Here is a 24,024-nt window from a genome sequence, read left to right on the forward strand (position 1 = left end):
TCTTTGCCAAACTCAAGCAATTCCGCGCCATTGCAACGCGCTACGACAAAACCGCCAGAAACTTCCTCGCAGGCGTCCACCTCACCGCCACCGCTATCTGGCTTAATTGACACCACACCCTAGCTCTGAAAAAAGACCGTCAGAGGGCGCTCTGACCCTGACGGTATCGAGCCAACTCGAATTGTGCAATGGGAAAGGAGACCGTCAGACAGTCCGTCAGATACCGTCTCTGCCGGCCGATATTCCTCGAAGGGTACCGGATGAGTTGTTATTATTTATCAGTTGTTTACGTAGGTTCACGGGATACTGCGGGATACCCTGGGATGGGCCAAAATCATTCCCACTCGATGGTCAATGGGTTTGAGTTCGCATTGTATTTATTAGGCTTTCAGCCCGCGCTCGAAGTTCATACCAACCGCGATACCACCAGGGTAACGGCGCTGGATTCGCGGATTCTATATGGTGATCTTTCCCGTCATAGACGCGCGCGCATCATAAACGAGCGTCGCGAGAATGCAGACCTAAACTTCGAGAGCAGATGCCCCTGCCCGCCGAGAGCGGTGTTCGGCGAGGGAGCCTCAGCTAGGATAGGCATGTGCGGGGCCGCACTGGAGCTGGGTTACCGCATCATATCGATGAATCCGCTCTGAAAGCGGATTTTCAAGAATAATACCGCAGGACATCACCTGACGCTTGTCGAGTGTCGATTATCACTCTACGCTTGATCGCTAGGCAAACGCGAATCGACAGACAATGCACCCAGGAACGACGATCCGGCAGGATTGCCTTGAAAGGAACGGGTTGAGCGTGACCGACGCCGCCCGAATCCTCGGCGTGGATCGGCAGACCCTCAGCAACCTGCTGAACGCCCGGTCAGGTATTTCGCCCGAGATGGCCGTCCGGCTGGAAAAGGCGTTCGGCACGCCCGCTCGCGAATGGCTGATCCGGCAGCTCGACCACGAACTGGCCGAAGTCATGCGCCGGGCCGACGAGATCGATGTCGAGGCTTTCCACACTCCCGCCCATGAAAGGCGGGGCGAGGCATGAACGCGGTCGAAATCGAGGAAGCCGTCACCAAGCTTGCGGAAAAACCCTTCGACGCCGCCGAGTTTCCTTATCAATTCCTCGCCGCCTTCGGGAACAAGGACACCACGATCAAGCGGCTTCGCGCTGGATCGACCAATGCATCCGATCTGCCCGGCGGCGTTCTCCAGCGAAGCAATATTCACATCGCCGTCGCCCCGCCGGGCAAGGTGACGCAGACGCTCTCGGCTCTGCGCATCAGTCCCGCGACGACGAAGGCTAAGGCGAGGTTTATCCTCGCTACCGATGGCGACGGCTTCGAGGCCGAGGAATTGGAGTCCGGCGAGACGGTCGCCTGCGCTTATGCCGACTTCCCCAACCATTTCGGCTTCTTCTTGTCACTGGCGGGCATCACCACCGTCAAGCAGGTGCGCGAAAGCTCGTTCGATATTCGCGCCACCAGCCGCCTCAACCGGCTCTATGTCGAGCTTCTGAAAGACAATCCCGCTTGGGCGAGCGCCGAACGTCGCCACGACATGAACCATTTCATGGCGCGGCTAATCTTCTGCTTCTTCGCCGAGGATACCGACATCTTCGGTAAGATCGGCCTGTTCACCGAGACGGTCGAGCGGATGAGCGACCGGGACTCGTCCAACACTCATGAGGTAATCGGGACATTGTTCCGCGCCTTGAACACCAAGGGACCGGATCGTGAGGCGGCGGGGATTCCCCGTTGGGCGGCCCGCGCCGACCAGTTCCCCTATGTGAACGGCGGGCTGTTTTCCGGCAACATGGAGGTGCCGCGTTTCAGCCGCATCGCGCGCTCCTATCTTCTCCATATCGGCAATCTCGACTGGACGAAGATTAACCCCGACATCTTTGGGTCGATGATTCAGGCCGTCGCCGACGAGGAGGAGCGCGGTGCGCTCGGGATGCACTACACCAGCGTCCCGAATATCCTGAAAGTCCTCAACCCACTTTTCCTCGATGACCTGCGCGAGTGCCTTGCGGAAGCGGGCGACAACGCCCGCACGCTCTTGAATCTCCGCAAGCGCATGTCGCGCATCCGCGTGTTCGATCCCGCGTGCGGCTCCGGCAATTTCCTTGTCATCGCCTACAAGGAAATGCGGTTGATCGAGGCAGAGATCAACAAGCGGCGCGGCGAACCGGATCGGTCATCGGAGATTCCGCTCACCAACTTCCGTGGCATTGAACTTCGCGATTTCCCGGCCGAGGTTGCGCGCCTCGCGCTCATCATCGCCGAATTTCAGTGCGACGTGCTCTATCGCGGCAAGCAGCTTGCCTTGAACGAGTTTCTGCCGCTCTCGAAGGAAAACTGGATCACCTGTGGCAACTCACTCCGGCTGGACTGGCTGAGCATCTGCCCGCCGACTGGAACCGGCGTGAAGCTCGTTGCCGACGACCTTCTCGAAACACCGCTCGACCAAGCACAAATCGATTTCGAGAATGAGGGCGGCGAAACTTACATCTGCGGGAATCCGCCTTACAAAGGCAATGCGGATCAAACAAAAGACCAGAAGGAAGACATTAGGAAGTGCTTTCTTGGCACTAATTTGAACTGGAAATCTTTAGATTATATTTGCGGATGGTTTTGGAAGGCTGCCCAATACAGCTCTTTCACGGTGACGAAATTTGCCTTTGTGAGCACAAACTCGATCTCCCAGGGCCAGAACATATCCTATTTTTGGAAACCACTATTTGAGTATGGTCTGCGTATTGATTTTGCAGTTCGGTCGTTCCGATGGAGGAATTTGGCCACCGAGAACGCCACGGTCACCGTCGTCATAATAGGCTGTTCCCGCAGCAAAGACGGTGTTTGCTACCTGTTTGACGAAAACATCAAACAGGAGGTGTTGCAGATCAATGCGTATCTCGTTCCCGGCAAGGACGTGTTCGTTGAGCGAAGCGCCCGGCCGTTGTCCAACCTGCCGCAAATGGTCAAAGGCAACTATTACGGCCTGTCCGACGGCTTGCTGCTCGATGAGACCGCGCGTGCAGAATTGTTAGACGATGGGCTATCCCAAGAGCATATCAGGACGTTTAAGGGTGGGGCGGAAATAGTTAGGGGCACACAGAGATGGTGCCTGTGGTTTCCGCAGCCCAACATTCCTACCGATGCTTGGTCAAATCCCAAAGTGAGGCAGCGAATTGAGTTGGTGAAGGAAAGCCGCCTTGCGTCGCCCGACCTAGCGGCAATTAGGATGGCAGAGCGACCGCATCAGTTTCGTGAAATGCATGCCTGTAATGAGTGGACGATTGCCATTCCCAACGTTTCCTCTGAGTCGCGGCCGTATCTGCCAGTTACGCTTGAAAGTAGGGATGTGGTTTTCCCCAACACCGCCTTTGCTCTCTACGACACGGAGTTAGCCTGCTTGGCGATTGCAGCATCTCGACTCCATCTTGTTTGGACAATCACGGTCTGCGGCAAGCTCGAAACCCGAATACGCTACTCCAACACACTCGGATGGAACACACTCCCAGTTCCGGCCCTTACTGACAAGAACAAAGCAGACCTGACCCGTTGCGCCGAGGATATCCTGTTGGCGCGCGAAGCCCATTTCCCGGCAACCATCGCCGACCTTTACGACCCGGACAACATGCCCGCCGACCTGCGCGAAGCCCATGAGCGCAACGACGAGGTGTTGGAGCGCATCTATATCGGCCGCCGGTTCCGCAACGACACCGAGCGACTGGAAAAGCTGTTTGAACTCTACACGAAGATGACCGCCTCACCCCGCGCAACGGCAAAAAAGAAGAGAGCGGGGGCGGCATGAGCGAGTTCAATCGCATGACTATCGTTGCCGCTGCCGAGGTGGCTGCCGACTTCAATTCGCACAGCAATATGGAAGTCTTGGAGGTTCAATGGGGCATTGATGGACGATGCAGTGCATCCAGCAAGTCTGCGCGCGTTGCGAGCTGGGCGAAGCTCGCCTGCGACGAAGAGCATACCGTGATGACCGAGAATGGTCGTGTCTCGCTTGAACGGGCGCTGGTCGAGACCGCAATCACCGCTCCCGAGGCGCGCCGAGGTTCGGAGTCGTGGAACAGACTGGTTGCGGGCCTTCGGTTCGATGGCTTCGAGGTTATGGAAACGGAGATCAGCGTTACCTCTAGATTTTCTTGGGATGGCGAAGCGACCAAAAAAATCCTGACGCTTGTGCGGATGCTGCCGAAAGACATCCCCGGATTGGATTTCCGGGAAGCTGAAAGCGAAGTTGTTACCCTTCTGGATCGCAGCGGATTCGCCGTCGCCAGGGGGCATCTGAAACAAGCGGTGTCGGCATTTCAGCGGGGCGAATGGTCTTCGGCCAATGGTGAGCTTCGCAATTTCTATGAGAGCTACCTGAACGAAATCGCCGTCGCTCTGGGTTATGCCGGCGGCGATGACAGCAAGGCAAAGCGCGATTTCCTTGGCGCTAGCGTCCAGCCGCCGTTCTTGCTCACAGACTACAATGAGTGGAATGCAAATAGTCAGAAACCCCAATATATTCAGGGGCTGATGAGCCGGATGCACCCGCATGGTGGGCATCCGGGTCTATCCGAGGAAGAAGATGCGACCTTCCGGCTTCAGATAACGCTGATAACCGCCCGCCTTTTCCTTCGCCGATTTTGTCAACGAAAGGCGGCTTGATATGGTCAGCACTGTCCCCTCCGTCTCTGTCACCTATGCGCACAACGGCAGCTCGACCAAGGCCAACGCCCTCGGGATGCGGCCCATGCAGGAGCGCGTCTATGAGAAGCGCGGCGAGCAATATCTGCTTATCAAGTCGCCGCCGGCGTCGGGCAAGAGCCGCGCGCTCATGTTCGTCGTCCTCGACAAGCTCGCCAACCAGGGGCTGAAACAGGCCATCATCGTCGTGCCGGAAAGGAGCATCGGCGCCAGCTTCAACGATGAGCCGCTGACCCGATACGGCTTTTGGGCGGATTGGCATGTCGAGCCGAAGTGGAATCTCTGCAACGCGCCAGGCGGCGACAATGGCGGCAAAGTCAATTCCGTCGAGGTGTTCCTAGGCAGCGGCGACAAGGTGCTGGTCTGCACCCACGCCACCTTCCGCTTCGCCGTGGACAGGTTCGGCATAGAGGCATTCGACGACCGGCTGATCGCCGTGGACGAGTTCCATCACGTCTCGGCCGATCCCGACAGCAAACTCGGCCAGCATCTTGGCCAACTGATCGCCCGCGAGAAGACGCATATCGTTGCGATGACGGGTTCGTATTTCCGTGGCGACGCCGTGCCGGTGTTGGCCCCACAGGACGAGGCGAAATTCGAATCCGTCACCTACACCTATTACGAACAGCTCAACGGCTACGAATATCTGAAGCAGCTCGACATCGGCTATTTCTTCTATTCCGGCTCTTATGCCGACGACATTCTCGCCGTCCTCGACCCCGCCGAGAAAACCATCATCCACATTCCGAACGTCAATTCGCGCGAGAGTACGAAGGACAAGATCAAGGAAGTGGAGCACATCATCGGTGCGCTCGGCGATTGGCAGGGCATCGACGCCGCCACGGGCTTCCAGCTTGTCAAAACGCCGGACGGCCGGACGCTGCGCATCGCCGATTTGGTCGATGACGACGCGAACAAGCGAGACCGCGTTTCCCTGGCGCTGAAAGACCCCGCGCAGAAGAACAACCGCGATCATGTGGACATCATCATCGCGCTCGGCATGGCCAAGGAAGGCTTCGACTGGATTTGGTGCGAGCACGCTTTGACGGTGGGTTATCGCTCCAGCCTCACCGAGATCGTGCAGATCATCGGGCGCGCGACCCGCGATGCTCCGAACAAGACCCGCGCGCGCTTCACCAATCTGATCGCCGAACCCGATGCCGCCGAGGATGCCGTGACCGAGGCCGTCAACGACACGTTGAAGGCCATCGCCGCCAGCCTGCTCATGGAGCAGGTGCTTGCCCCGCGCTTCGAGTTCAAGCCAAAGAACCCGCAGAGCGGGCCGACCCCAGGCTTCGACTATGGTGAAGGCGGCTACGATCCGAACAAGTGCAATGTTGGTTTCAGCGAGGAGCGCGGTGTCTTCCAGTTCGAGATCAAGGGCTTTGTCGAGCCCAATAGTTACGAGGCTACGCGCATCTGCCAGCAGGATTTGAACGAGGTGATCGCCGCCTTCGTTCAGGACAAGACCACCATCGAGCGCGGTCTTTTCGACGACGAGCTGGTGCCCGAGGAACTGACGCAGGTTCGCATGGGCAAGATCGTGAAGGACAAATATCCCGAGTTGAGCGACGAAGACCAGGAAGCGGTGCGCCAACATGCCATCGCCGCGCTCAACATCACTCAGCAGGCCAAGCAATCCATGCTTGATCGCGTGAGCGGCGAACCGACCGCCAACACCGCCCTGATCGACGGCGTGCGCAAGTTTGCGATGGACGTGCGCGAACTCGACATCGACCTGATCGACCGCATCAACCCGTTCAAGGAAGCCTATTCGATCCTCGCTAAAACGATGAACGAGGAACGCCTGCAACAGGTGAAGGCCGCGATTGCCGCGAAGCGCACCACGCTGACGCCGGAGGAGGCGAAGGACTACGCCGTGCGCGCGGTCAAGTTCAAGAAGGAGCGCGGCCGGCTGCCGTCTATCAGCTCGACCGATGCTTGGGAGAAGCTGCTGGCCGAAGGCGCAGCCGCCTTCGTGCGCTTCAAGGATGAGGGCCGCTATGAGTGACCTCGACCTCGAAGAACTGCGCGACGAACTCGCAGATTTCGCCCAGCCTGAAAAGAAGGGCGGACGCTCCGCACGCGAGGAACGCATCATCGCGGGCTTCGAGGAAATTCAGCGTTTCGTCAATCAGCATGGCCGCGCCCCGCAACATGGCGAGGAGCGTGACATCTTCGAGCGGATTTACGCCACGCGCCTCGCCCGCCTGCGCGCGCTGGAGGAGTGCCGTTCCCTTCTCGCTCCGCTCGATCAGCAAGGTTTGCTTGCTGGCGCGGAGAACGCCGTCACCGCTCCGGCGGAGGAAATGGACGAAGATGAATTGCTCGCCGAACTAGAGGGCGCGGCAGGCGCGACGGACATCACCGATCTTCGCCACGTCCGCACCACCGCCGAAAAGCGCGCCGCCGAGGAAATTGCTAACCGCGAACGGTGCGAGGACTTTGACCGCTTCAGGCCCCTGTTCACGGCCGTTCAGAACGACCTCGACAGTGGCGTGCGCATCACCCAGCCCATCCGCAAGGACGCGGGTTTCCTGAAAACCGACATCAAGGCCGGGGAGTTTTTTATCCTTGGCGGCCAGGTTGCCTACGTCGCCGTAGTCGGCGAACCCTTCAAAGCGCCAAATGGCGAAAGCGACGCCCGCCTTCGCGTCGTCTATTCCAACGGCACCGAGAGCAACCTGTTGCTCCGCTCCCTGCAACGCGCGCTCTACAAAGACGACGTGAGCCGCCGCGTTTCGGAACCGAGCGCCGGGCCGCTGTTCACCAGCGAAAGTGAAGCCGACGACCTCGCCAGCGGCACCATCTATGTTCTGCGCAGCCAGTCGGATAATGCCATTGTCGCCGCCAACCGCGACCTCGTTCACAAGATCGGCGTCACCGGCGGCGACGTCGCCAAGCGCATCGCCAATGCCAAGCTGGACCCGACCTTCCTGCTGGCAGATGTGGAGATCGTAGCAACCTACAAGCTGTTCAATATCAGCCGTGGCAAGCTGGAAAACCTGATCCACCGCATCTTCGATCCGGCCCGGCTCGACATCGAGATCAAGGACAGGTTCGGCAATCCCGTCATCCCGCGCGAATGGTTCCTCGTGCCGCTGTTCGTGATCGACGACGCCGTGGAGAAGATCAAGGACGGCACGATCACCGGATATGTCTATGACCCGCAAATGGCCCAGCTTGTGATGCGCAAGACTGGCGGCCGCGACTAATCCGTGAGCGATCTTGAAGACGTATTCAATTTGGAGAACTTGCGGCGGGCCTATCGCTGGATCATGTCCAATCCAGATGCGCAGTATAAATCCTATTTTCGTGACTCATACGATGCCTTTGCGATCGCGTCAGACACTCACCTCAAATGGATTCGCCAAGAGGGCTTGAAGGAACGCTATCAGGTTTCACATGCATCGAAACTTTTGCTGCCCAAACCATCGGGCACGCTACGTCCGATCACCCTCCTGACGGTCGAAGATCAGATCATTTATCAGGCATGTGTCAATCTGATCGCGGATGCACTCAAACGAAAAACACGTCACCGATATGAGAAGCGTGTCTTTGCTCATCTATATGCTGGTAAATCGTCGCCATTCTTCTACCTGCAATGGCAGCGGAGCTACAAGAAATTTGGGAACAAAATCGAGCAAGCTTTCAACGATGGACATCATTATATCGCGAATTTTGACTTAACCGCATTCTATGATTCCATCGACCATCATGTTCTGCGACATTTTCTTGTCGCCCTCGGGATAGACGAGGACACGGTCGATTTCTTGCTCCGGTGCCTGAAAGTCTGGACGTCAAGCACTTGGAGCAACGGTCAGGAGAACATCTATCACGAGCACGGAATCCCACAGGGGCCGCTGGCCTCCGGGATGCTTTCCGAAGCGGTATTGCAGCACATCGACGCGGCGGGGGAGCGAGGCAGAAAAACTATCTATCTTCGCTATGTCGATGACATAAAAATTCTCGCAAAAAGCGAAGGTGAACTGCGGCGCAAACTTATTGCACTCGACATTGCCTCTAAGGAGATCGGCCTTTTCCCGCAGACAGCCAAGATCAATATTAGGAAAATCACCGATCCGCGCGATGAGGTGAAATCAGTCAGTCGTCCACCCGAACCTGCCACCAAGCCGACCGTCAATCAGAAGAAACTTGTCTCCCGGCTTCTGGAGATGACTCGCAATAGCAGAGTTTCGTCTGAAAACGTGACCCGCTTCAAATACCTTTTGGCGCACGCCAAGCCGTCACACAGGCTCAACTCCCGCTTGATGGCAGTGCTGTATCGGCAGCCAGAACACGCGCCCGCAATTTGCCGCTATATCGCCGCCTATGCGAAAATTCCTGACGTTCTTTCCAAAGAAATCGAGAATTACATCTCTACCAACGAGCTATATCATGCGGTTAACGCCCAATTGCTCCGATCCTGTTTGGGCAAATGTCCGTCCACTGTCACGGCTTCGCTGGGAAAGATTTGCGCGGATCGCCTTCTGCGCCCCAAGCCTGGCGTCATCCAATTACAGCCGAGCTACAAGGAAGCGCTGATCGGCTGGGCCTTGAGCGCGAAGACCATCACCTTCGCAGAATACGATGGCCTCCTTGCCAAGGAGAAAGACTGGTGGGTAAAAAAATGCGCTTTTCGCGAGCTTACGCCCGACCTTTTTGGCGAGGCGACCTATGCCGACTTCGTGAACCGCCAAATGCGGGACGCTGAATCGGAGGTTGCGCGCATTGCCGCTGGGAGATTGATCGACGGTAATCTCAGGCTCGCCAAACCCTATGGCGCGGTGGAGACGACCGCGAAACATAGCTTAAAGGCCGCGCGCATCATACGATCCGTTGGCCAACCGGACAGCCGCGTTAATGAAATTCTGGCGTATATCTTGAAGCGGAATCAAACACCTTATGACTGGAAATTGTTTTTCGGCCGAGAGCATACCCACGCCGAACGCATGATGATTTTCCTTAAACGAAATCGAGAATCGAATATTGATGCGTTCCTTGTCCAATTTGATAGCTACTGCGATTTCTTGCTTTCTCTGATATATGTTCTACTGAAACCCGGTAAGCAATATCCCGCCTATGGCAGCGCCCTCAAAGACCCTGCTCTCAAGGGCGGCCTGCCAACCATGATGGCTGCTTTCAGTTCTCTCCATGCGTTACGGCTGGAATCGACTACGGCGCATCCTCGGAGCCAGAAATCGGAGGCCGCGACGCGCAGGCTGAAACACAGGGACTTCTATGCCATTCGAAATGACTTGATCCTCGCGTTCGATGAGCTGGAGGCCAATATCGCCCCTTGAATCGCGCGAAGGGGCGCATCTTCGCGGATGGCGATGGTTTATAATACATAAGATACGCTAAGCCGAACTTAGCGAATTTATAGAATTATAAACTGGACGCGGGTTTTCAAATCTGTCAAAATGCTAAGCATGGATATGCGTTCTGGCGGTAAGCTAAACCGACTCCAGCAGGAACTCCCCGAGGGTCTCCTGGCCGATGCCGCCTGGATGGAGGCTCACGGCTACTCGTCGGCACTGCGCAGCCAGTATGTTCGTGCGGGCTGGCTCGATAGCCCGGCCCGGCGCGTCTATCGCCGCTCGCGCACGCCGCTCACCTGGCAGCAGGTGGTCGTCTCGCTCCAGACAGTGCTGGACCTTCCGCTCACCGTTGGCGGGCGCACCGCGCTCGAACAGCAGGGTTACGCCCACTACCTTTCGACGGCGATGCGCGAGGTTCACCTTTACGGGTCGAAGCGCCCGCCGACCTGGCTGGCGAGCCTGCCGCTCGATGTGACCTTTCGCTGGCACAACAGCCTTCGGCTGTTTCCCAGCGACGCCGACGCACCGCCCGAGCCAAGCCCCGTCATAGTCAGCGCTGGCGGCCTGACCTTGCCTATACGATATTCCAGCAAGGAGCGCGCCGTTCTCGAATTGCTCGACGAACTGCCCGAGCATGAAAGCTTCCATCAGGCCGATGCCTTGATGGAAGGGATGAGCGATTTAAGCCCGCGCCGCTTGCAAACCCTGCTGGAGGCTTGCGCCAGCGTGAAGGTGAAGCGGCTCTTTCTTTTCTTCGCCGACCGCCACCGCCATGCGTGGCGATCCCGGCTCGACATGTCCCGCGTCGATCTGGGTTCGGGCAAGCGCGTCCTCGTCAAACGCGGCAGGCTCGATCCGCACTACAACATCACCGTGCCGTCCGACCTTGGAGGCCCGTGAATTTCATGGCCTTCCTCGACACATACCGGCAGCAGGTCGCCCTGCTCATTCGCGTCCTTCCTTTCGTCGCGGAGGAGCGGGCTTTCGCGCTCAAGGGCGGCACCGCGATCAACCTGTTCGTGCGCGACATGCCGCGCCTCTCCGTGGACATCGACCTGACCTATCTGCCGGTCGAAGACCGGGCCACATCGCTCGCGGCCATCGACGCCGCCATGCTGCGGATCAAGGAACGCATCGAGCGGGGCATACCCGCCGCGAGAGTCAATGCTTCGCGTTCCGCCGACGAGAATATCGTCACCAAGCTGATCGTTCGGGCGAGCGGCGTGCAGATCAAGATCGAGGTGACGCCGGTGCTCCGCGGTGCGGTCTATGATCCCGTCGTCATGAGCGTGGTTCCCGTTGTCGAAGACGCCTTCGGCTTCGCCGAAATGCAGGTCGTGTCATTCGCCGACCTTTACGCGGGCAAGATCGTGGCAGCCTTCGACCGCCAGCACCCGCGCGACCTCTTCGACGTGCGCGGCCTGCTGGCGAACGAGGGCGTCGGCGACGAGCTGCGCCGTGCCTTTCTGGTCTACGTCATCAGTCACAACCGTCCGATGGCCGAAGTTCTCGCCCCGACCCGCAAGCCGCTGAGCGAGGAGTTCGCGCGGGGCTTCGCCGGCATGACTCAGGAGCCTGTCGCGCTCGCGGACCTTGAGGCCGCGCGGGAGGCGATCATCGCTGCAATGGTCGCCGCCATGCCGGAAGGTCACCGGCGCTTCCTTGCCGGCTTCAAGCGCGGTGAGCCGGATTGGACGCTTCTCGGAATACCGGAAGCGCAGCATTTGCCCGCCGTCATGTGGAAGCAGCGCAACCTCGCCAAGCTGCCCGATGCAAGACGGGGCGAACTGGTCGATGCGTTGGCGCGCGTTCTCTTTCCGTGACCGCAACGCCATCGAAGGGGCGTGTCCTTTGGGGGTGCTGATGCTCAGTTATCCTCGAACGCCTGCTTTCCCTTCGCCGCCCACAGCGCCAACGCCTTGTCGCGCTCATCGCTTTGGAGCTTGTCGGCCATCCAGAGCAGCGCGCCGTAGATGATGGCGCGATCATCGCCGGTCAGGTCCACGATCCCGGCCTTGACGACAAGGCCGCCGAGTTCGATCAGATGCCGCGTGCGTTTGCGGCGTTTGACCTGCCAGGTGCGCATGTCATGACGCGCCTGCGCCGCCTGATGCCGGTTACGCGCCGCCCGGTTGCGATTGGCCGCCGCCTGCGTCGCGATCAGACGCTGATGCAGATCGCCGCGACCGGCCCTGAAAGAACACGGCCCCGCGCTTCGCCCATGCCTCCCTCTTTCCGGCATCTTTGGTTTCGGCCAGCACGATCAGCGCGCCCGCCAGTTCGTCGGCTGTCAGCGCGTCGGCCCCGGTCGAGATGACCAGCTCGCCGAGCTGCTGCACCTTGCGGGCTTTCAAGTCCCGTGCCTTGTCTTCCAGCGACTTCAGTTCCGCATCGAAGTCCCGTGGCTTGCGCATCGTCGTCTCCATAAGCTGTCGATGGAGCGATGATAGTTGAGCGCCTGCTGCAATGCTGTAAGGTTGCCGGGACGGGCTGAAACGGCGCGAGCAGTCCCGAGAAATTAGTTTCGAGGGCGCGCTTATACGTCGTTCCGACGTGCGCTTCGCCGTGGTGATGTTCGGATCGCAATGGCGATCTATCATCTTCACATCAAGGTCATCGGCCGCAAGGCTGGCTCCAGCGCGGTGGCCTCCGCCGCCTACCGTTCGGCTTCGCGGCTGCGCGACGACCGGCTTGAGCGCAACCACGACTTCTCCAACAAGCGCGGCGTCATCCATTCCGAGGTCATGCTGCCGGAGGATGCGCCCGAACAATGGAGCGACCGCGAACGGCTCTGGAACGATGTCGAGGCGTTCGAGGTCAGGAAGGACGCCCAGCTCGCACGCGAGGTCGAGTTCGCTCTGCCGCGCGAGATCACGCAGGCCCAGGGCATCGAACTCGCCCGCGACTTCGTGCAGTCGGAGTTTGTCGATCAGGGCATGATCGCCGATCTCAATGTGCATTGGGATACGGCCGAGGACGGGACGGCCAAGCCCCACGCCCATGTCATGCTGACCATGCGATCCGTGGACGAGGACGGTTTCGGCCCGAAGGTGCGGGACTGGAACCGTACCGAGATGGTCGAGCGCTGGCGCGAACGCTGGGCAGAGCTGGCCAACGAACGCCTGGCCGAACTCGACATCGACGCGCGCATCGACCATCGCAGCCTGGAGGCGCAGGGCATCGCGCTGGAGCCGCAAAGCCAGATCGGCGCGCCGGCGCAGCGGATCGAAGGCGAAGGGATCGAGGCCGCCGACCGGGCCGAAATGCACCGCGAGATCGCGCGCGAGAACGGCGCACGGGTCATCGCCGATCCTTCCATCGCGCTCGACGCGATCACTCACCAGCAATCGACCTTTACGCGGCGCGACATGGCGCTGTTCGCGCACCGGCACAGCGACGGAATCGAGCAGTTCAACGCGGTCATGGGCGCGATGCGGAGCGCGCCCGAACTGGTCGAACTCGGCGCGGACGGACGCGGTGAGGACCGCTTCACCACCCGCGACATGATCGAGACCGAGCAGCGCCTGCACCGCGCCGCCGAACTCATGGCCGAGACGGAACGCCATGGGGTCGGTGACAGGGATCGCGAAGCGGCGCTGGCGCGTGCGGAAGCGCGCGGCCTTGTGTTGTCAGGTGAGCAGGCCGTGGCGTTGGCGCATGTCACGGACGGGCGCGATCTCGGCGTTGTAGTCGGCTATGCCGGGACGGGGAAGAGTGCCATGCTGGGCGTGGCGCGCGAAGCCTGGGAAGCGGCGGGCTACGAGGTCCGGGGCGTCGCGCTGTCCGGTATCGCCGCCGAGAATCTCGAAAGCGGCTCGGGCATCGCGTCGCGCACCATCGCCAGCCTGGAACATGGTTGGGGCCAGGGCCGCGACGCGCTCACATCCCGCGATGTGCTGGTGATCGACGAGGCGGGTATGATCGGCACGCGCCAGTTGGAGCGCGTGCTGTCCCATGCCGCCGAGGCCGGCGCCAAGGTGGTGCTGGTCGGCGATCCGCAGCAACTGCAATCCATCGAGGCGGGCGCCGCGTTCCGCTCCATTCACGAACGCCATGGCGGTGCCGAGATCGGCGAGGTGCGCCGCCAGCGGGAGGACTGGCAGCGCGACGCCACGCGCGATCTCGCGACCGGCCGGACGGGCAACGCGATCCATGCCTATGACGCGCACGGCATGGTCCATGCCGCGGAAACGCGCGAGCAGGCACGCGGCGATCTGATCGACCGCTGGGACCGCGACCGGCAGGCATCGCCGGAGCAGAGCCGCATCATCCTCACCCACACCAATGCGGAGGTGCGGGAACTCAACGAAGCGGCGCGCGAGCGGATGCGGGAAGCCGGCGATTTGGGCGATGACGTGCGCTTAACGATCGATCGCGGCGAACGCAGCTTCGCCAGTGGGGATCGCGTCATGTTCCTTCAGAACGAGCGCGGCCTGGGCGTCAAGAACGGCACGCTCGGGACCATCGAGCAGATCAGCGAACGATCCATGTCCGTGCGCACCGACGACGGGCGCAGCGTCTCGTTCGACCTCAAGGATTACGACCGCATCGACCACGGCTATGCTGCGACCATCCACAAGGCGCAGGGCATGACGGTGGACCGCACCCATGTTCTGGCGACGCCGGGCCTGGACGCCCATGGCAGCTATGTCGCCCTGTCGCGCCACCGCGACGGCATGGACCTGCACTATGGCCGCGATGACTTCGCTGACGAGAATAGGCTTGTCCGCACCCTATCGCGCGACCGCGCCAAGGATATGGCGTCGGATTACGAGCCGGCACAGAGCTACGCCGCGCGACGCGGCATCACCTTCCGCGAGCGGGTGGACCAGGTGGTTGAGATCGCCAAGCAGGTTCCCGAGAAGGTGCGCGGCCTGTTCGACGGCCTGCGCCTGCCTACCGATGGCGGGCAGGAGCCGGAACGGGCGGCGCCGGAAAAGGAGAAGGCGGCAGACGCGGAGGAAGCATTGCGCCGCGCCCGGACCAGGGCGCTCGTTCGCCATGCCCGCGCCGTGGATGCGATCTTCGAGGCGCAGGAGCGAGGCGGCGGGGCCAGCCCGGAGCAGGTGACGGAATTGCAGGACGCCCGCAAAGGCTTCGAGGAGGTGCGGCCCTACGGCTCGCACGACGCCGAAGCCGCCTACAAGAAGGACCCGGAGCTTGCCTCGGAAGCGGCCACGGGCCAGATCAATCGCACCGTGCGCGCCCTCCAGTTGGAGACCGAGCTGCGCACCGATCCGCAGCGCCGCGCCGACCGCTTCGTGGAACGTTGGCGAGAACTCGGCCAAGCCAGCCAGCGCCAATATCAGGCGGGCGACATGTCCGGTTACAAGTCCACGCGGTCGGCGATGGGCGACATGGCGAAGAGCCTCGAACGCGATCCCCAACTTGAATCCATCCTCGAAGGTCGCAAGCGAGACCTCGGTATCGGGATCGACTCGGGCCGCAGCCTTGGTCGGGAACTCGCCTTCAGCCACGGCATCGATATCGGCAGAGGCCGGGGTATCGGACTGTAGAACTATCCTATTTTCCGCCGCCTCCACGCCACACTACTACGACGTCCAAATATCTATTGCACAACAACAAATCATCGCTCTGTCTGGTCTCTGCAATGTCAGAAGCACCCAGCAGGAGGCAGCGCAACCATGTTCGTAGCAGACCGTATCGTCCGCATGAAAACCGTTCTCGCCCGCACCGGCCTGTCCCGGTCCACCATCTACCGCAAGATCGCCGAGGGCACGTTCCCCGCTCAGATGAGGATCAGCGTCAATGGTGCGGGCTGGCATGAATCCGACATCGACCGCTGGATCGCCGATCCTGCCGGCTGGCGGCCACCAACGACAACAACTCAGGGCCGGGAGCGGGACAACAGAATGGACGCGAGCCGCACGTAGTTCAGAGATCGTCGTCCAGTTCGTCGTCGTGGACCTCGGCGGCACGTCGCTTCGCGTCGGCGATCAGGTCTTTCGCGGATTCGCCCTTCACCCAGGCGTCGAGCATATCAGCCCAGCACTGAAGCATGATCTTCCGCTCGGCGAGGTAGCGGTTCACATTGTAGATGGCCGCGATCCGGTTCCGGGGCGCGTGGGCCAAGCTCATCTCGATCCAGCGATCATCGAACTTGGCGCGGTTCAGGCCGGTCGAAAACGTGCGGCGGAGGTCGTGAACGCCGAAACTCTGAAAGTCAGGATCATCCACACGGATACGCTCCACAACCGTGTCGATCACGCGGTTGAGGGTGGCGTTACTGATCGGCGTGTCGCTGTCGTATCGGCCGGGGTGCAGGTATCGGCTGGTGCCGAACATGGTGCGAAACACCGTCAAAATGTCGAGCGCCTGATCGCTCAGCGGGACGACATGCGCTTTGCCGGCCTTCATGCGCTCGGCCGGGATCGTCCAGCGCGCGGCGGCGAAGTCGATTTCCTTCCAAGTGGCGTCGATGAACTCCGACTTGCGGACGCCGGTCATCAGGACAAACTTTACCGCTAAGCGCAGCGTGGGTGCCGCCGACACATGATCCAAGGCCGCCAGGACCGCGCGGACCTCGGATGGCGAAAGGGCGCGCTCGCGCGGCTCGAAGGTGGCGATGGCGCTGGTGCGGATCGACTCAGCCGGGTTGCTCACGTCCAGCCCACTTCCCTGGGCATGGCGGAACACCAGCAACACGACCTCGCGGACATGCACGGCCACGGCCGGCCCGCGCTTCTCCTTAACCTCGTCGCACAGACGTTTGAGGCGTTGCGGCGTCACCTCCCCCAGCTTGAGCTTCGACAGCTCTCCTGCGATGGCGCGATCATAGACGGATCGGCGCATCGACAGGGTGCTGTCGGCCAGTCTCTCGGCCCCAGACTTGGGATCGGCTTTGTGCTTGAAGTAGGCTTCCGCCCACCCGCCGAACGTGAACGCCTCGGCTGACGCGGTGCGCTTCTCCACCTTGGCTTTCGACGGCGACTCGCCCCGCTCGACCTGACGCCGGGCACGCGCCAGCAGCGTCCTTGCCTCCGCAAGCGACATCTCCATTCCGTATTCCAGCGCGTCGGGCGCCCGTGTCAGCTTGCGAGCCGCCTCGGCGCTATATCGGCCAATGGTCAAGACCTCCTGCCGCCCGTTCACCCGGTACTGATACCGGAACGAGATGACCCCGGTCGGCGTGACGGCCGCGTGCATCCCGTCGCGGTCCGCCACCTTATACAGCTTCGCCCTCGGCTTCAGAATTTTCAGTTCTTTATCAGTGAGATGGCCCATAAATCCGCATCCGGTCTGGGGGCGAACCGATACCATCAAGAGGGCTTGTTGGTATCGGAAGCCCGTTTCTCGACCATCCTGCGCCATACCAACATCGCTACCAACAAAGTGGCTCGGCTGGGGTGACACGCAGCGATACGGGGTGGGAAAAATAATCCTTGTCAGTCAAAGAGTTCGTGCGATTTCCGGCACGGGGCGAGATGGTCTGAAACCACCCTAATTCACTCCCACTCGATCGTGCCTGGCGGTTTGCTGGTGATGTCGTAGGTGACGCGGTTAATGCCGCGTACTTCGTTGACGATGCGTCCGGCGACTCTGGTGAGGAAGCTCATGTCGAACGGATAGACATCGGCGGTCATGCCGTCGGTGCTGGTGACGGCACGCAGCGCGCAGGCGAACTCGTAGGTGCGGCCGTCGCCCATCACGCCGACGCTGCGCACCGGCAACAAGGCGACGAAAGCCTGCCAGATCGCATCGTAGAGGCCGGCGGCACGGATTGCCTCGAGATAGATCGCATCGGCCTTCTGCAGGATGCGCACCTTGTCGCGATCGACCGGGCCGGGGATGCGGATCGCGAGGCCAGGACCGGGGAAGGGATGACGGCCGACGATGGTTTCGGGCAGGCCAAGCTCGCGGCCGAGTTCGCGCACCTCGTCCTTGAAAAGTTCCCGAAGCGGCTCGACGAGTTTCATGCGCATCCGCTCGGGCAGGCCGCCGACATTGTGGTGCGACTTAATGACGGCGCTCGGCCCGCCGCGCGCGGAAACGCTTTCGATGACATCGGGATAGAGCGTGCCCTGGGCGAGGAAATCGGCGCCCCCCAGTTTGTGGGCTTCTTGCTCGAACACCTCGATGAACAGCCGGCCGATCGTCTTGCGCTTCTGCTCGGGGTCGGAGATCCCTTCGAGAGCGGCGAAAAAGATGTCCGAGGCGTCGCGATGCACGAGCCGGATGTTGAAGCGGTCGCGGAAGACGCGGATCACTTCGTCGGCTTCGCCGGCGCGCAGCAGGCCGTGATCGACGAAGATGCAGACGAGCTGATCACCGATCGCCTCGTGGATCAATGCCGCCGCGACCGAGGAATCGACCCCGCCAGACAGGCCGCAGATCACTCGTCCGCTGCCGACCTGGGCGCGGATCGCGGCGCGAGCGGTGTCGCGGAAATTTGCCATCGTCCAGGCATTCGACAAACCGCAGACGCGATGGACGAAATTGGCGAGGAGTTTTCCGCCGTCCGGCGTGTGCATCACCTCGGGATGGAACTGCACGCCGTAGATGCGTCGGGCATCGTCGGCGATCGCGGCGAAAGGCGCGCCGCTGCTGACCGCGACGGCCTGGAAGCCTGTGGGCAGAGCGGTGACGCGGTCGCCATGGCTCATCCAGACCTGGGCGCGAGCACCGCGTTGCCACACTCCCTCGAACAGCGTGCAATCGGCCACGACATCGACGAAGGCGCGACCGAATTCCCGATGATCCGAGTTTTCCACCGCGCCGCCGAGCTGGGCGCAGATCGCCTGTTCGCCGTAGCAGATGCCGAGAACCGGCACGCCGGTATCGAAAACAAATGAAGGAGCGCGCGGCGACACGTCTTCGGTCAGGCTGGCGGGGCCGCCTGAGAGGATGAAGCCGCGCGCACCGTGGGCGGCGATGCGTTCGGGGTCGACGTCGAACGGCCAGATTTCGCAATAGACGCCTGCTTCACGCAGGCGCCGGGCGATCAACTGGGTGACCTGGCTGCCGAAATCAAGGATCAGGATGCGTTCGTTGGTCGCGTCGCTGTGCATGTCATGTCATGAGCATGGTCGGCGAAACACTGCAATCCCCGCTTGATGCCGATTGTTCAGACCAGATGTTCGGCGAAGAAGGCGAGACTGCGCTGCTCGGCCAATTGATTGGCTTCGGCATTGAAGCTCGGCCGGTCCTCGCAGCCGAAACCATGCTCGGCGTTCTCATAGACATAGACTGGCAGGTCGGGGTGGGATTTCCGAATCGCTTCCACGTCCTGGAGCGGAATGCTTTTATCCTTGACGCCGAAATGCAGCTGCACCGGGCAGTGGGTCTGGGCTTCCTTGGTCGCGGCGATGCCGCCGCCATACCAGCCGATCGCGGCCTTGAAGCTTTTGCTGCGCGTTGCTCCCCACCAGGCGATGGTGCCGCCCCAGCAATAGCCGATGATGCCGGTCGGCCGAGGCGAGAGTTTCGCCACCGTGGCCTCGATGTCGCGCATCACATCCGCTTCATCGATCCGGGCGCGCAGGGCGAGGCCTTTCTGGGCTCCTGCCTGGTCATAACCGAGTTCGACGCCGCGTTCTGCGCGATCGAAAACCGCGGGGCAGAGCACGCGATAGCCGAAGGAGGCGAGGCGGTCGGAGACGGCGCGCATGTGCCGGTTCACCCCGAAAATCTCCTGCACGACCACCAGCCCGCGCAGGGATTTCTCGTCGCCGGTCGCATAGGTCTGAAATTTATGGCCATCGGACGCGGTCAGCTCGATCATATTTCCCATCATTCGGCTCCGTCAGGTTTTGCGAAAGGCGCGAAATCGCGCGCCACGCGTTGGTAGGTCGGCCGTTTGAACGGGACGGCCAGATCGGCGATTTGACCAAGATCGGCCCAGCGCCAGGCGTCGAATTCCGGGTGCGCATGGGTGTCGAGCCGGATCATGGTGTCGGTTCCGGTAAATCGGAGGGCGAACCAGCGTTGTCGCTGGCCCCGGTGTTTCGAGCCGGATCGCGCCATGATTTCGGGGGGGAAATCATAGTCCAGCCAGACCGGAATTTCGCCGATGATGGTTGCCGCGTCGGTGCCGATTTCCTCGCGCAATTCGCGCAGAACCGCGTGGCGTGGGTCTTCGTCCCCGTCGATGCCGCCTTGGGGCAATTGCCAGGGATGGGTGGCGATGCGCTTGAGGTCGGCGCGGCGAGCGATCAGGACCTTGCCCGCGCGGTTGAACAAGGCGGCACCGACATTGGCGCGATAGGGCAGGGTGGCGGGATCGGTCATGGCGCGGTCTCCTGTGTCGTCAGGGCGCTGACCGGCACGAGCGTATAGCCGTGCGCCTTCAATCCCTTGCACCAAGTGGCAAGAACCCGGATCGCGCGCGGCGCCGGCATGGCGAGGACACCGAACGCGCTGCCCTTTTGCGTCGCGATCGCGGCAAGGCGGCCAAGCGCTTGTTTTTCCGCGGCAACGCCTTGGCTGGGGTGGATCAGGATATCGGCCCGACGCCCGGCGATTCCAGATGGCAACTTGATGCCGGGCGTGGCGACGATCAGAAAGACGCCATCGGCGGCAAGATGCTTCGCCAGCCAGGCGGCGGCGGATGGATGGGCGAGATAGGTTTCCGGCGCGGCGAGGCCGACCGCATCGGTGGTGCCGGCATAGCCCGCGACGCGCGACAACGCCCAGTCGAGCCGTTTGTGGTTGCGCATAGCGGACGAACCGGCGTGGAGCGCCTGATCGCCGGCGGTCGTGGCAGGTTCTCCCGCGACCTGCATCGGCAGGCCCAGGATCGTTTCGTGTCCCGCTGCGCGCGCCGCTACTTCGATCCGGGCGATATGCGCGCCGTAAGGGGTCAGGGCGAGCGAAACGGCGGGAGGCAGGTCGCGCACGGCCGCGAGGGATGCTGCTTTCGCATCGCCAAGTCCGGCGACCATGATCGCGATATAAGGCAGGTTTTCTGTCGGAAGCGACGCTCGGGCTGCGTAATACCGCATCGGCACCACGCCATAAGGGCCTGGATGAGGGATTTTCCAGGCCGGATCAACCGGAGACGCGGCGAGCAGGAACGGGCTCGGCGCCGGTATGCCGGCAGCACCCTGCTGTGGCGCCGGGTGGAGGCGGGATTTGATCGGACCCAGATATTGCAACCACCCCGCACCGAGGATCACGATCGTCAGAATCGCAATCCAGAATGCTGCCAGCGATCGCGGTATCCGCATGACCGCCGCTTATTCAGTGCGACGCGCTGGCCTGGGTCAACTCGTTCTGCTGCACCATCGCGTTCGCCAGTTTCAGCGCCATCTGCAATTGGTAATCGGTTGCCGGCTTGCCGAGCGTGAACTTCGGCCAGTTTGCCGGCGGGCGCGGCGCGATGGATTTGGCGATGGCGGGCAGGACGAGTTTCGGCGGCAGAATCGGCGCCTTCATGCCGGACGGGTTGTGGAACGCGTGCGGCATATCGGCCTCACGAATCTTCGGGAAATGATCCTTGGGATTGCGCGTTTCATGGACCACGAGATCGGGAGCCACGCCGTAATCCTGCAGCGACTTGCCGGAAGGCGTGTAATACAAGGCGGTAGTCAGGCGCAGGGCACCGTGCCCCGGAATGGTGAAGATGGTCTGCACCGAGCCCTTGCCGAAGCTGCGGGTGCCGAGCACGACCGCGCGGCGGTTCTGCTGGAGTGCGGCGCTGACGATTTCGGCGGCCGAGGCGGTGCCGGAATTGATCATCACCACGATCGGCTTGCCGTGAGCGATGTCGCCGGGATGGGCATACCAGACCTCGTCATCCGAGGCGTGCCGACCATGGGTCGAGACGATCTCGCCCGCGTTCAGAAAATCGTCGGCGACAGCGACGCCCTGGTTGAGCAGGCCGCCGGGATTGTTGCGCAGATCGAGCACATAGGCCGCGACCTTGTCATGGCTTTCGGTCTTGAGCTTGCGCATGGCGCGGCGAATGTCCCGGTTCGCGTTTTCCGAGAAACTGGATAGCCGCAAATAGCCGATATCGCCGTAAAGTTTGCTGTGGACCGCCTTTACATGGATCACGGCACGGGTCAGCTTGGCGACGATCGGCTTATCCACCCCGGCGCGCTTGATGGTGAGGGTAATCGTGCTGCCCGGTGGGCCTCGCATCTCTTCGACCGCCTTGTTGAGCGAGAGACCGACCATCGGCTTGCCGTTGATACCGACGATCAGGTCACCCGGCTTGATCCCCGCTTTCGCGGCGGGCGTGCCGTCGATCGGGCTGATCACCTTGATGAAGCCGGCAGCCTGGGACACTTCCAGCCCCAGCCCGCCGAATTGCCCGCTGGTTTCGGCCTGCATATCCTTGTATTGGCGGCGATTCATGTAGCCGCTATGGGGATCGAGCCCGGTGAGCATGCCGTTCATCGCGTCGTAGACGAGCTTGTGGGACGGCTCGGGCGTGACGTAGTCGGCTTTGACACGCTGGAAAATATTCTCGAACAGCCCGAGCTGTTGATAGGTGTTGGTGCCAGGCCGCGCATCGGCCAGCGCCCCGTGGACGACGGGGATGATAACGCCGGCACCGATCCCGACGATGAAACTGCCCGCGATCAGCAAACTGGTTCGAAACTTCATCAGCGCAATCCTCTTGCCTCAGTATTCCAATAATGCGCCTGGGCGGGAAGTCCAGAGCCGCGCGCGGTTGCTCAGCGCGAAGCCGCCGCCGCGCCGAACCGGGGCGTGGGATCGACCGCCGTGCCGTCATGGCGCAATTCGACGTAAAGTTCTGGCTGTCCGCCTGGATTATGCGCATCGTAGCCGGCCATCGCGCCGACCGGCTGGCCCGGAACTACCGACTGGCCGACGCGCACGTCGAACCGGGCGAGCCCGGCCATCACGAAATCGTATCCCCCACCGCAATCGAGGATCATCAGCTTGCCGTAATTCTGGAACGGCCGGGCGAACACCACGCGACCGGGACAGCTTGCACTGACCACGGCGCCGGGCGCGGCGGCGAAAGTGTCGCCGATCGCGGGGCCGGCGGTGGTCGATGCGCCGAATTGCCGCACCAGCTTGCCGGCGACCGGCGCACCGCGCAAGGACTGGGGCACGGGAATCCGCGCCGCGGCTTCGCGGGCACGCGCCGCTTGCCGGCGTTCCGCCTGCAGCCGTGCAATCACGCCCAGCAGGTTATGCGCGGTCTGTGCCGCGCTCGCCGCTGCGCGCGCCTCGGCCGCATGACGCGCCACCGCCGCCGCCGCGGCATGGCGGACCGCGATGATGTCCGCCTGAAGCGCCGCGGCGCGCTGGCTTTGAGTGGCGACCGCGGCACTCATTTTCGTCTGTTCGGCGGCGAGCGCGGCGGACAGCGACGCGTAACGCCGACGTGCCGCGCGCAGCGCCTGGGCCCTCAAGCCGATTTCGCGGGTCAGACCACGCATGACCAGTGCGCCTTCGGCCGCACGGCCCGGTGCGGCATCGGCGGCGAGCAGCGTTGCCGCCGGATGCAGCGCGAGACGCGCGATCAGCGGCAGCAACGGCGCGATCGCGGCGGCATCAGCGTTCAGCTCCGCCTTGGCGGCCTTGGTCTTCGCGCCGAGCCTGGCGAGGCGGTGCGCGATCCGTGCCGCGCGATCCTCGTCCGTGCGCAGAACGGCGTTGACGGCGACTTCCTTGGCGACGAGCGCATCTGCCTGGCGTTTCGCGGCCGCCGCTTGCCGAGCCGCCGCAGCTGAAGCCGCCTGGTGCCGGGCCGCCGCCAGATTGGCCGCGTCGAGTTTCTTCTGCACCTGGCCGAGCTGGGCCGCCCGCGCGATTGGCGGCAAGGCGATCAGCGCGATGGCTAATGTGATGGTTCTGAAGTTCCTACGCATATGCGGCGGCGATTTTAGGAACTTCAGAACCAAAAACAACACTAGAATCATATGTTTGCTAGTACCCTCCGTCATTGATTTTGCGGCGGACCTTCGATTCGATGACTCCGCAACGACGGAGATGGTTCGTGACCGCGAAACAAAGTGCCGTAAAGAAGTATGTGGTGAAGCTCAGCCTCGA

The 24,024-nt window shown here is 61.7% G+C and carries 19 protein-coding genes and 1 pseudogene; 11 read left to right on the forward strand and 9 right to left on the reverse strand.

The window, feature by feature from the left end; genetic code table 11:
• From L2A60_RS16970 to L2A60_RS17010, 9 genes and pseudogenes are all read left to right on the forward strand, one after another.
• A pseudogene (locus L2A60_RS16970) lies at window positions 1-110 on the forward strand (IS5/IS1182 family transposase); the annotation flags it as partial.
• A gap of 643 nt (window positions 111-753) precedes the next feature.
• Window positions 754-1,047, forward strand: a complete 294-nt coding sequence (locus L2A60_RS16975; RefSeq protein ID WP_235705638.1) for a HigA family addiction module antitoxin — start codon at window positions 754-756, stop codon at window positions 1,045-1,047.
• Entirely contained in the window at window positions 1,044-3,818 is a 2,775-nt protein-coding gene (locus L2A60_RS16980; RefSeq protein WP_235705639.1) for a class I SAM-dependent DNA methyltransferase, read from the forward strand. The genes L2A60_RS16975 and L2A60_RS16980 overlap by 4 nt, the downstream gene beginning before the upstream one ends.
• On the forward strand, window positions 3,815-4,675 hold the full coding sequence (locus tag L2A60_RS16985) for a hypothetical protein (protein ID WP_235705640.1): 861 nt from the start codon (window positions 3,815-3,817) through the stop codon (window positions 4,673-4,675). The genes L2A60_RS16980 and L2A60_RS16985 overlap by 4 nt, the downstream gene beginning before the upstream one ends.
• 1 nt (window position 4,676) lies before the next feature.
• The gene (locus L2A60_RS16990; RefSeq protein ID WP_235705641.1) at window positions 4,677-6,725 is read left to right on the forward strand and encodes a DEAD/DEAH box helicase; all 2,049 of its coding nucleotides are present in this window, start codon (window positions 4,677-4,679) and stop codon (window positions 6,723-6,725) included.
• Complete coding sequence (locus L2A60_RS16995; RefSeq protein ID WP_235705642.1) at window positions 6,718-7,929, forward strand: GIY-YIG nuclease family protein; 1,212 nt, start codon at window positions 6,718-6,720, stop codon at window positions 7,927-7,929. Before L2A60_RS16990 ends, L2A60_RS16995 begins: the two co-directional genes overlap by 8 nt.
• Window positions 7,930-7,932: 3 nt before the next feature.
• Entirely contained in the window at window positions 7,933-10,017 is a 2,085-nt protein-coding gene (locus L2A60_RS17000; protein WP_235705643.1) for an RNA-directed DNA polymerase, read from the forward strand.
• Between the two features lie 129 nt (window positions 10,018-10,146).
• Window positions 10,147-10,935: a type IV toxin-antitoxin system AbiEi family antitoxin gene (locus L2A60_RS17005; RefSeq protein WP_235705644.1), complete on the forward strand. Its 789-nt coding sequence runs from the start codon at window positions 10,147-10,149 to the stop codon at window positions 10,933-10,935.
• 5 nt (window positions 10,936-10,940) lie between these two features.
• A complete protein-coding gene (locus L2A60_RS17010; protein WP_235705645.1) occupies window positions 10,941-11,858 on the forward strand; it encodes a nucleotidyl transferase AbiEii/AbiGii toxin family protein in 918 nt (305 codons plus the stop codon).
• A 44-nt stretch (window positions 11,859-11,902) separates the two neighbouring features.
• Here the strand turns inward: L2A60_RS17010 and L2A60_RS17015 are convergent, their stop codons facing one another.
• A complete protein-coding gene (locus L2A60_RS17015; RefSeq protein ID WP_235705646.1) occupies window positions 11,903-12,121 on the reverse strand; it encodes a conjugal transfer protein TraD in 219 nt (72 codons plus the stop codon).
• A gap of 31 nt (window positions 12,122-12,152) precedes the next feature.
• Complete coding sequence (locus L2A60_RS17020) at window positions 12,153-12,449, reverse strand: conjugal transfer protein TraD (RefSeq protein ID WP_235705647.1); 297 nt, start codon at window positions 12,447-12,449, stop codon at window positions 12,153-12,155.
• A gap of 171 nt (window positions 12,450-12,620) precedes the next feature.
• On the opposite strand from L2A60_RS17020, the gene traA reads away from it, so the two are divergent.
• Both traA and L2A60_RS17030 read left to right on the forward strand, forming a co-directional pair.
• Window positions 12,621-15,551, forward strand: a complete 2,931-nt coding sequence (gene traA, locus L2A60_RS17025; RefSeq protein WP_235705648.1) for a Ti-type conjugative transfer relaxase TraA — start codon at window positions 12,621-12,623, stop codon at window positions 15,549-15,551.
• 129 nt (window positions 15,552-15,680) lie between these two features.
• Window positions 15,681-15,929, forward strand: a complete 249-nt coding sequence (locus L2A60_RS17030) for a helix-turn-helix transcriptional regulator (RefSeq protein WP_235705649.1) — start codon at window positions 15,681-15,683, stop codon at window positions 15,927-15,929.
• A 1-nt stretch (window position 15,930) separates the two neighbouring features.
• On the opposite strand, the gene L2A60_RS17035 is transcribed toward L2A60_RS17030, so the two are convergent.
• The 7 genes from L2A60_RS17035 to L2A60_RS17065 form a co-directional block, all read right to left on the reverse strand.
• A complete protein-coding gene (locus tag L2A60_RS17035) occupies window positions 15,931-17,280 on the reverse strand; it encodes a tyrosine-type recombinase/integrase (protein ID WP_235705650.1) in 1,350 nt (449 codons plus the stop codon).
• A gap of 221 nt (window positions 17,281-17,501) precedes the next feature.
• Window positions 17,502-19,064 (reverse strand): glutamine-hydrolyzing GMP synthase, encoded by a 1,563-nt coding sequence (guaA, locus tag L2A60_RS17040; protein ID WP_235705651.1) that lies wholly within the window; start codon window positions 19,062-19,064, stop codon window positions 17,502-17,504.
• A 56-nt stretch (window positions 19,065-19,120) separates the two neighbouring features.
• Window positions 19,121-19,786 carry a dienelactone hydrolase family protein gene (locus L2A60_RS17045; protein ID WP_235705656.1) on the reverse strand — a complete coding sequence of 222 codons (666 nt, stop codon included), beginning with the start codon at window positions 19,784-19,786 and terminating at the stop codon, window positions 19,121-19,123.
• Window positions 19,786-20,283, reverse strand: a complete 498-nt coding sequence (locus tag L2A60_RS17050) for an RNA pyrophosphohydrolase (protein WP_235705652.1) — start codon at window positions 20,281-20,283, stop codon at window positions 19,786-19,788. Before L2A60_RS17050 ends, L2A60_RS17045 begins: the two co-directional genes overlap by 1 nt.
• Complete coding sequence (locus L2A60_RS17055; protein WP_235705653.1) at window positions 20,280-21,221, reverse strand: divergent polysaccharide deacetylase family protein; 942 nt, start codon at window positions 21,219-21,221, stop codon at window positions 20,280-20,282. Before L2A60_RS17055 ends, L2A60_RS17050 begins: the two co-directional genes overlap by 4 nt.
• Before the next feature lie 13 nt (window positions 21,222-21,234).
• Window positions 21,235-22,605, reverse strand: a complete 1,371-nt coding sequence (locus L2A60_RS17060) for a S41 family peptidase (RefSeq protein ID WP_235705654.1) — start codon at window positions 22,603-22,605, stop codon at window positions 21,235-21,237.
• 71 nt (window positions 22,606-22,676) lie between these two features.
• Window positions 22,677-23,843, reverse strand: coding sequence for a murein hydrolase activator EnvC family protein (locus tag L2A60_RS17065; RefSeq protein WP_235705655.1), 1,167 nt, complete (start codon window positions 23,841-23,843; stop codon window positions 22,677-22,679).
• Window positions 23,844-24,024 lie beyond the last annotated feature (181 nt).

This window comes from Acidiphilium iwatense (genome assembly GCF_021556475.1).
In the GTDB taxonomy this organism is placed as follows: Bacteria; Pseudomonadota; Alphaproteobacteria; order Acetobacterales; family Acetobacteraceae; genus Acidiphilium; species Acidiphilium iwatense.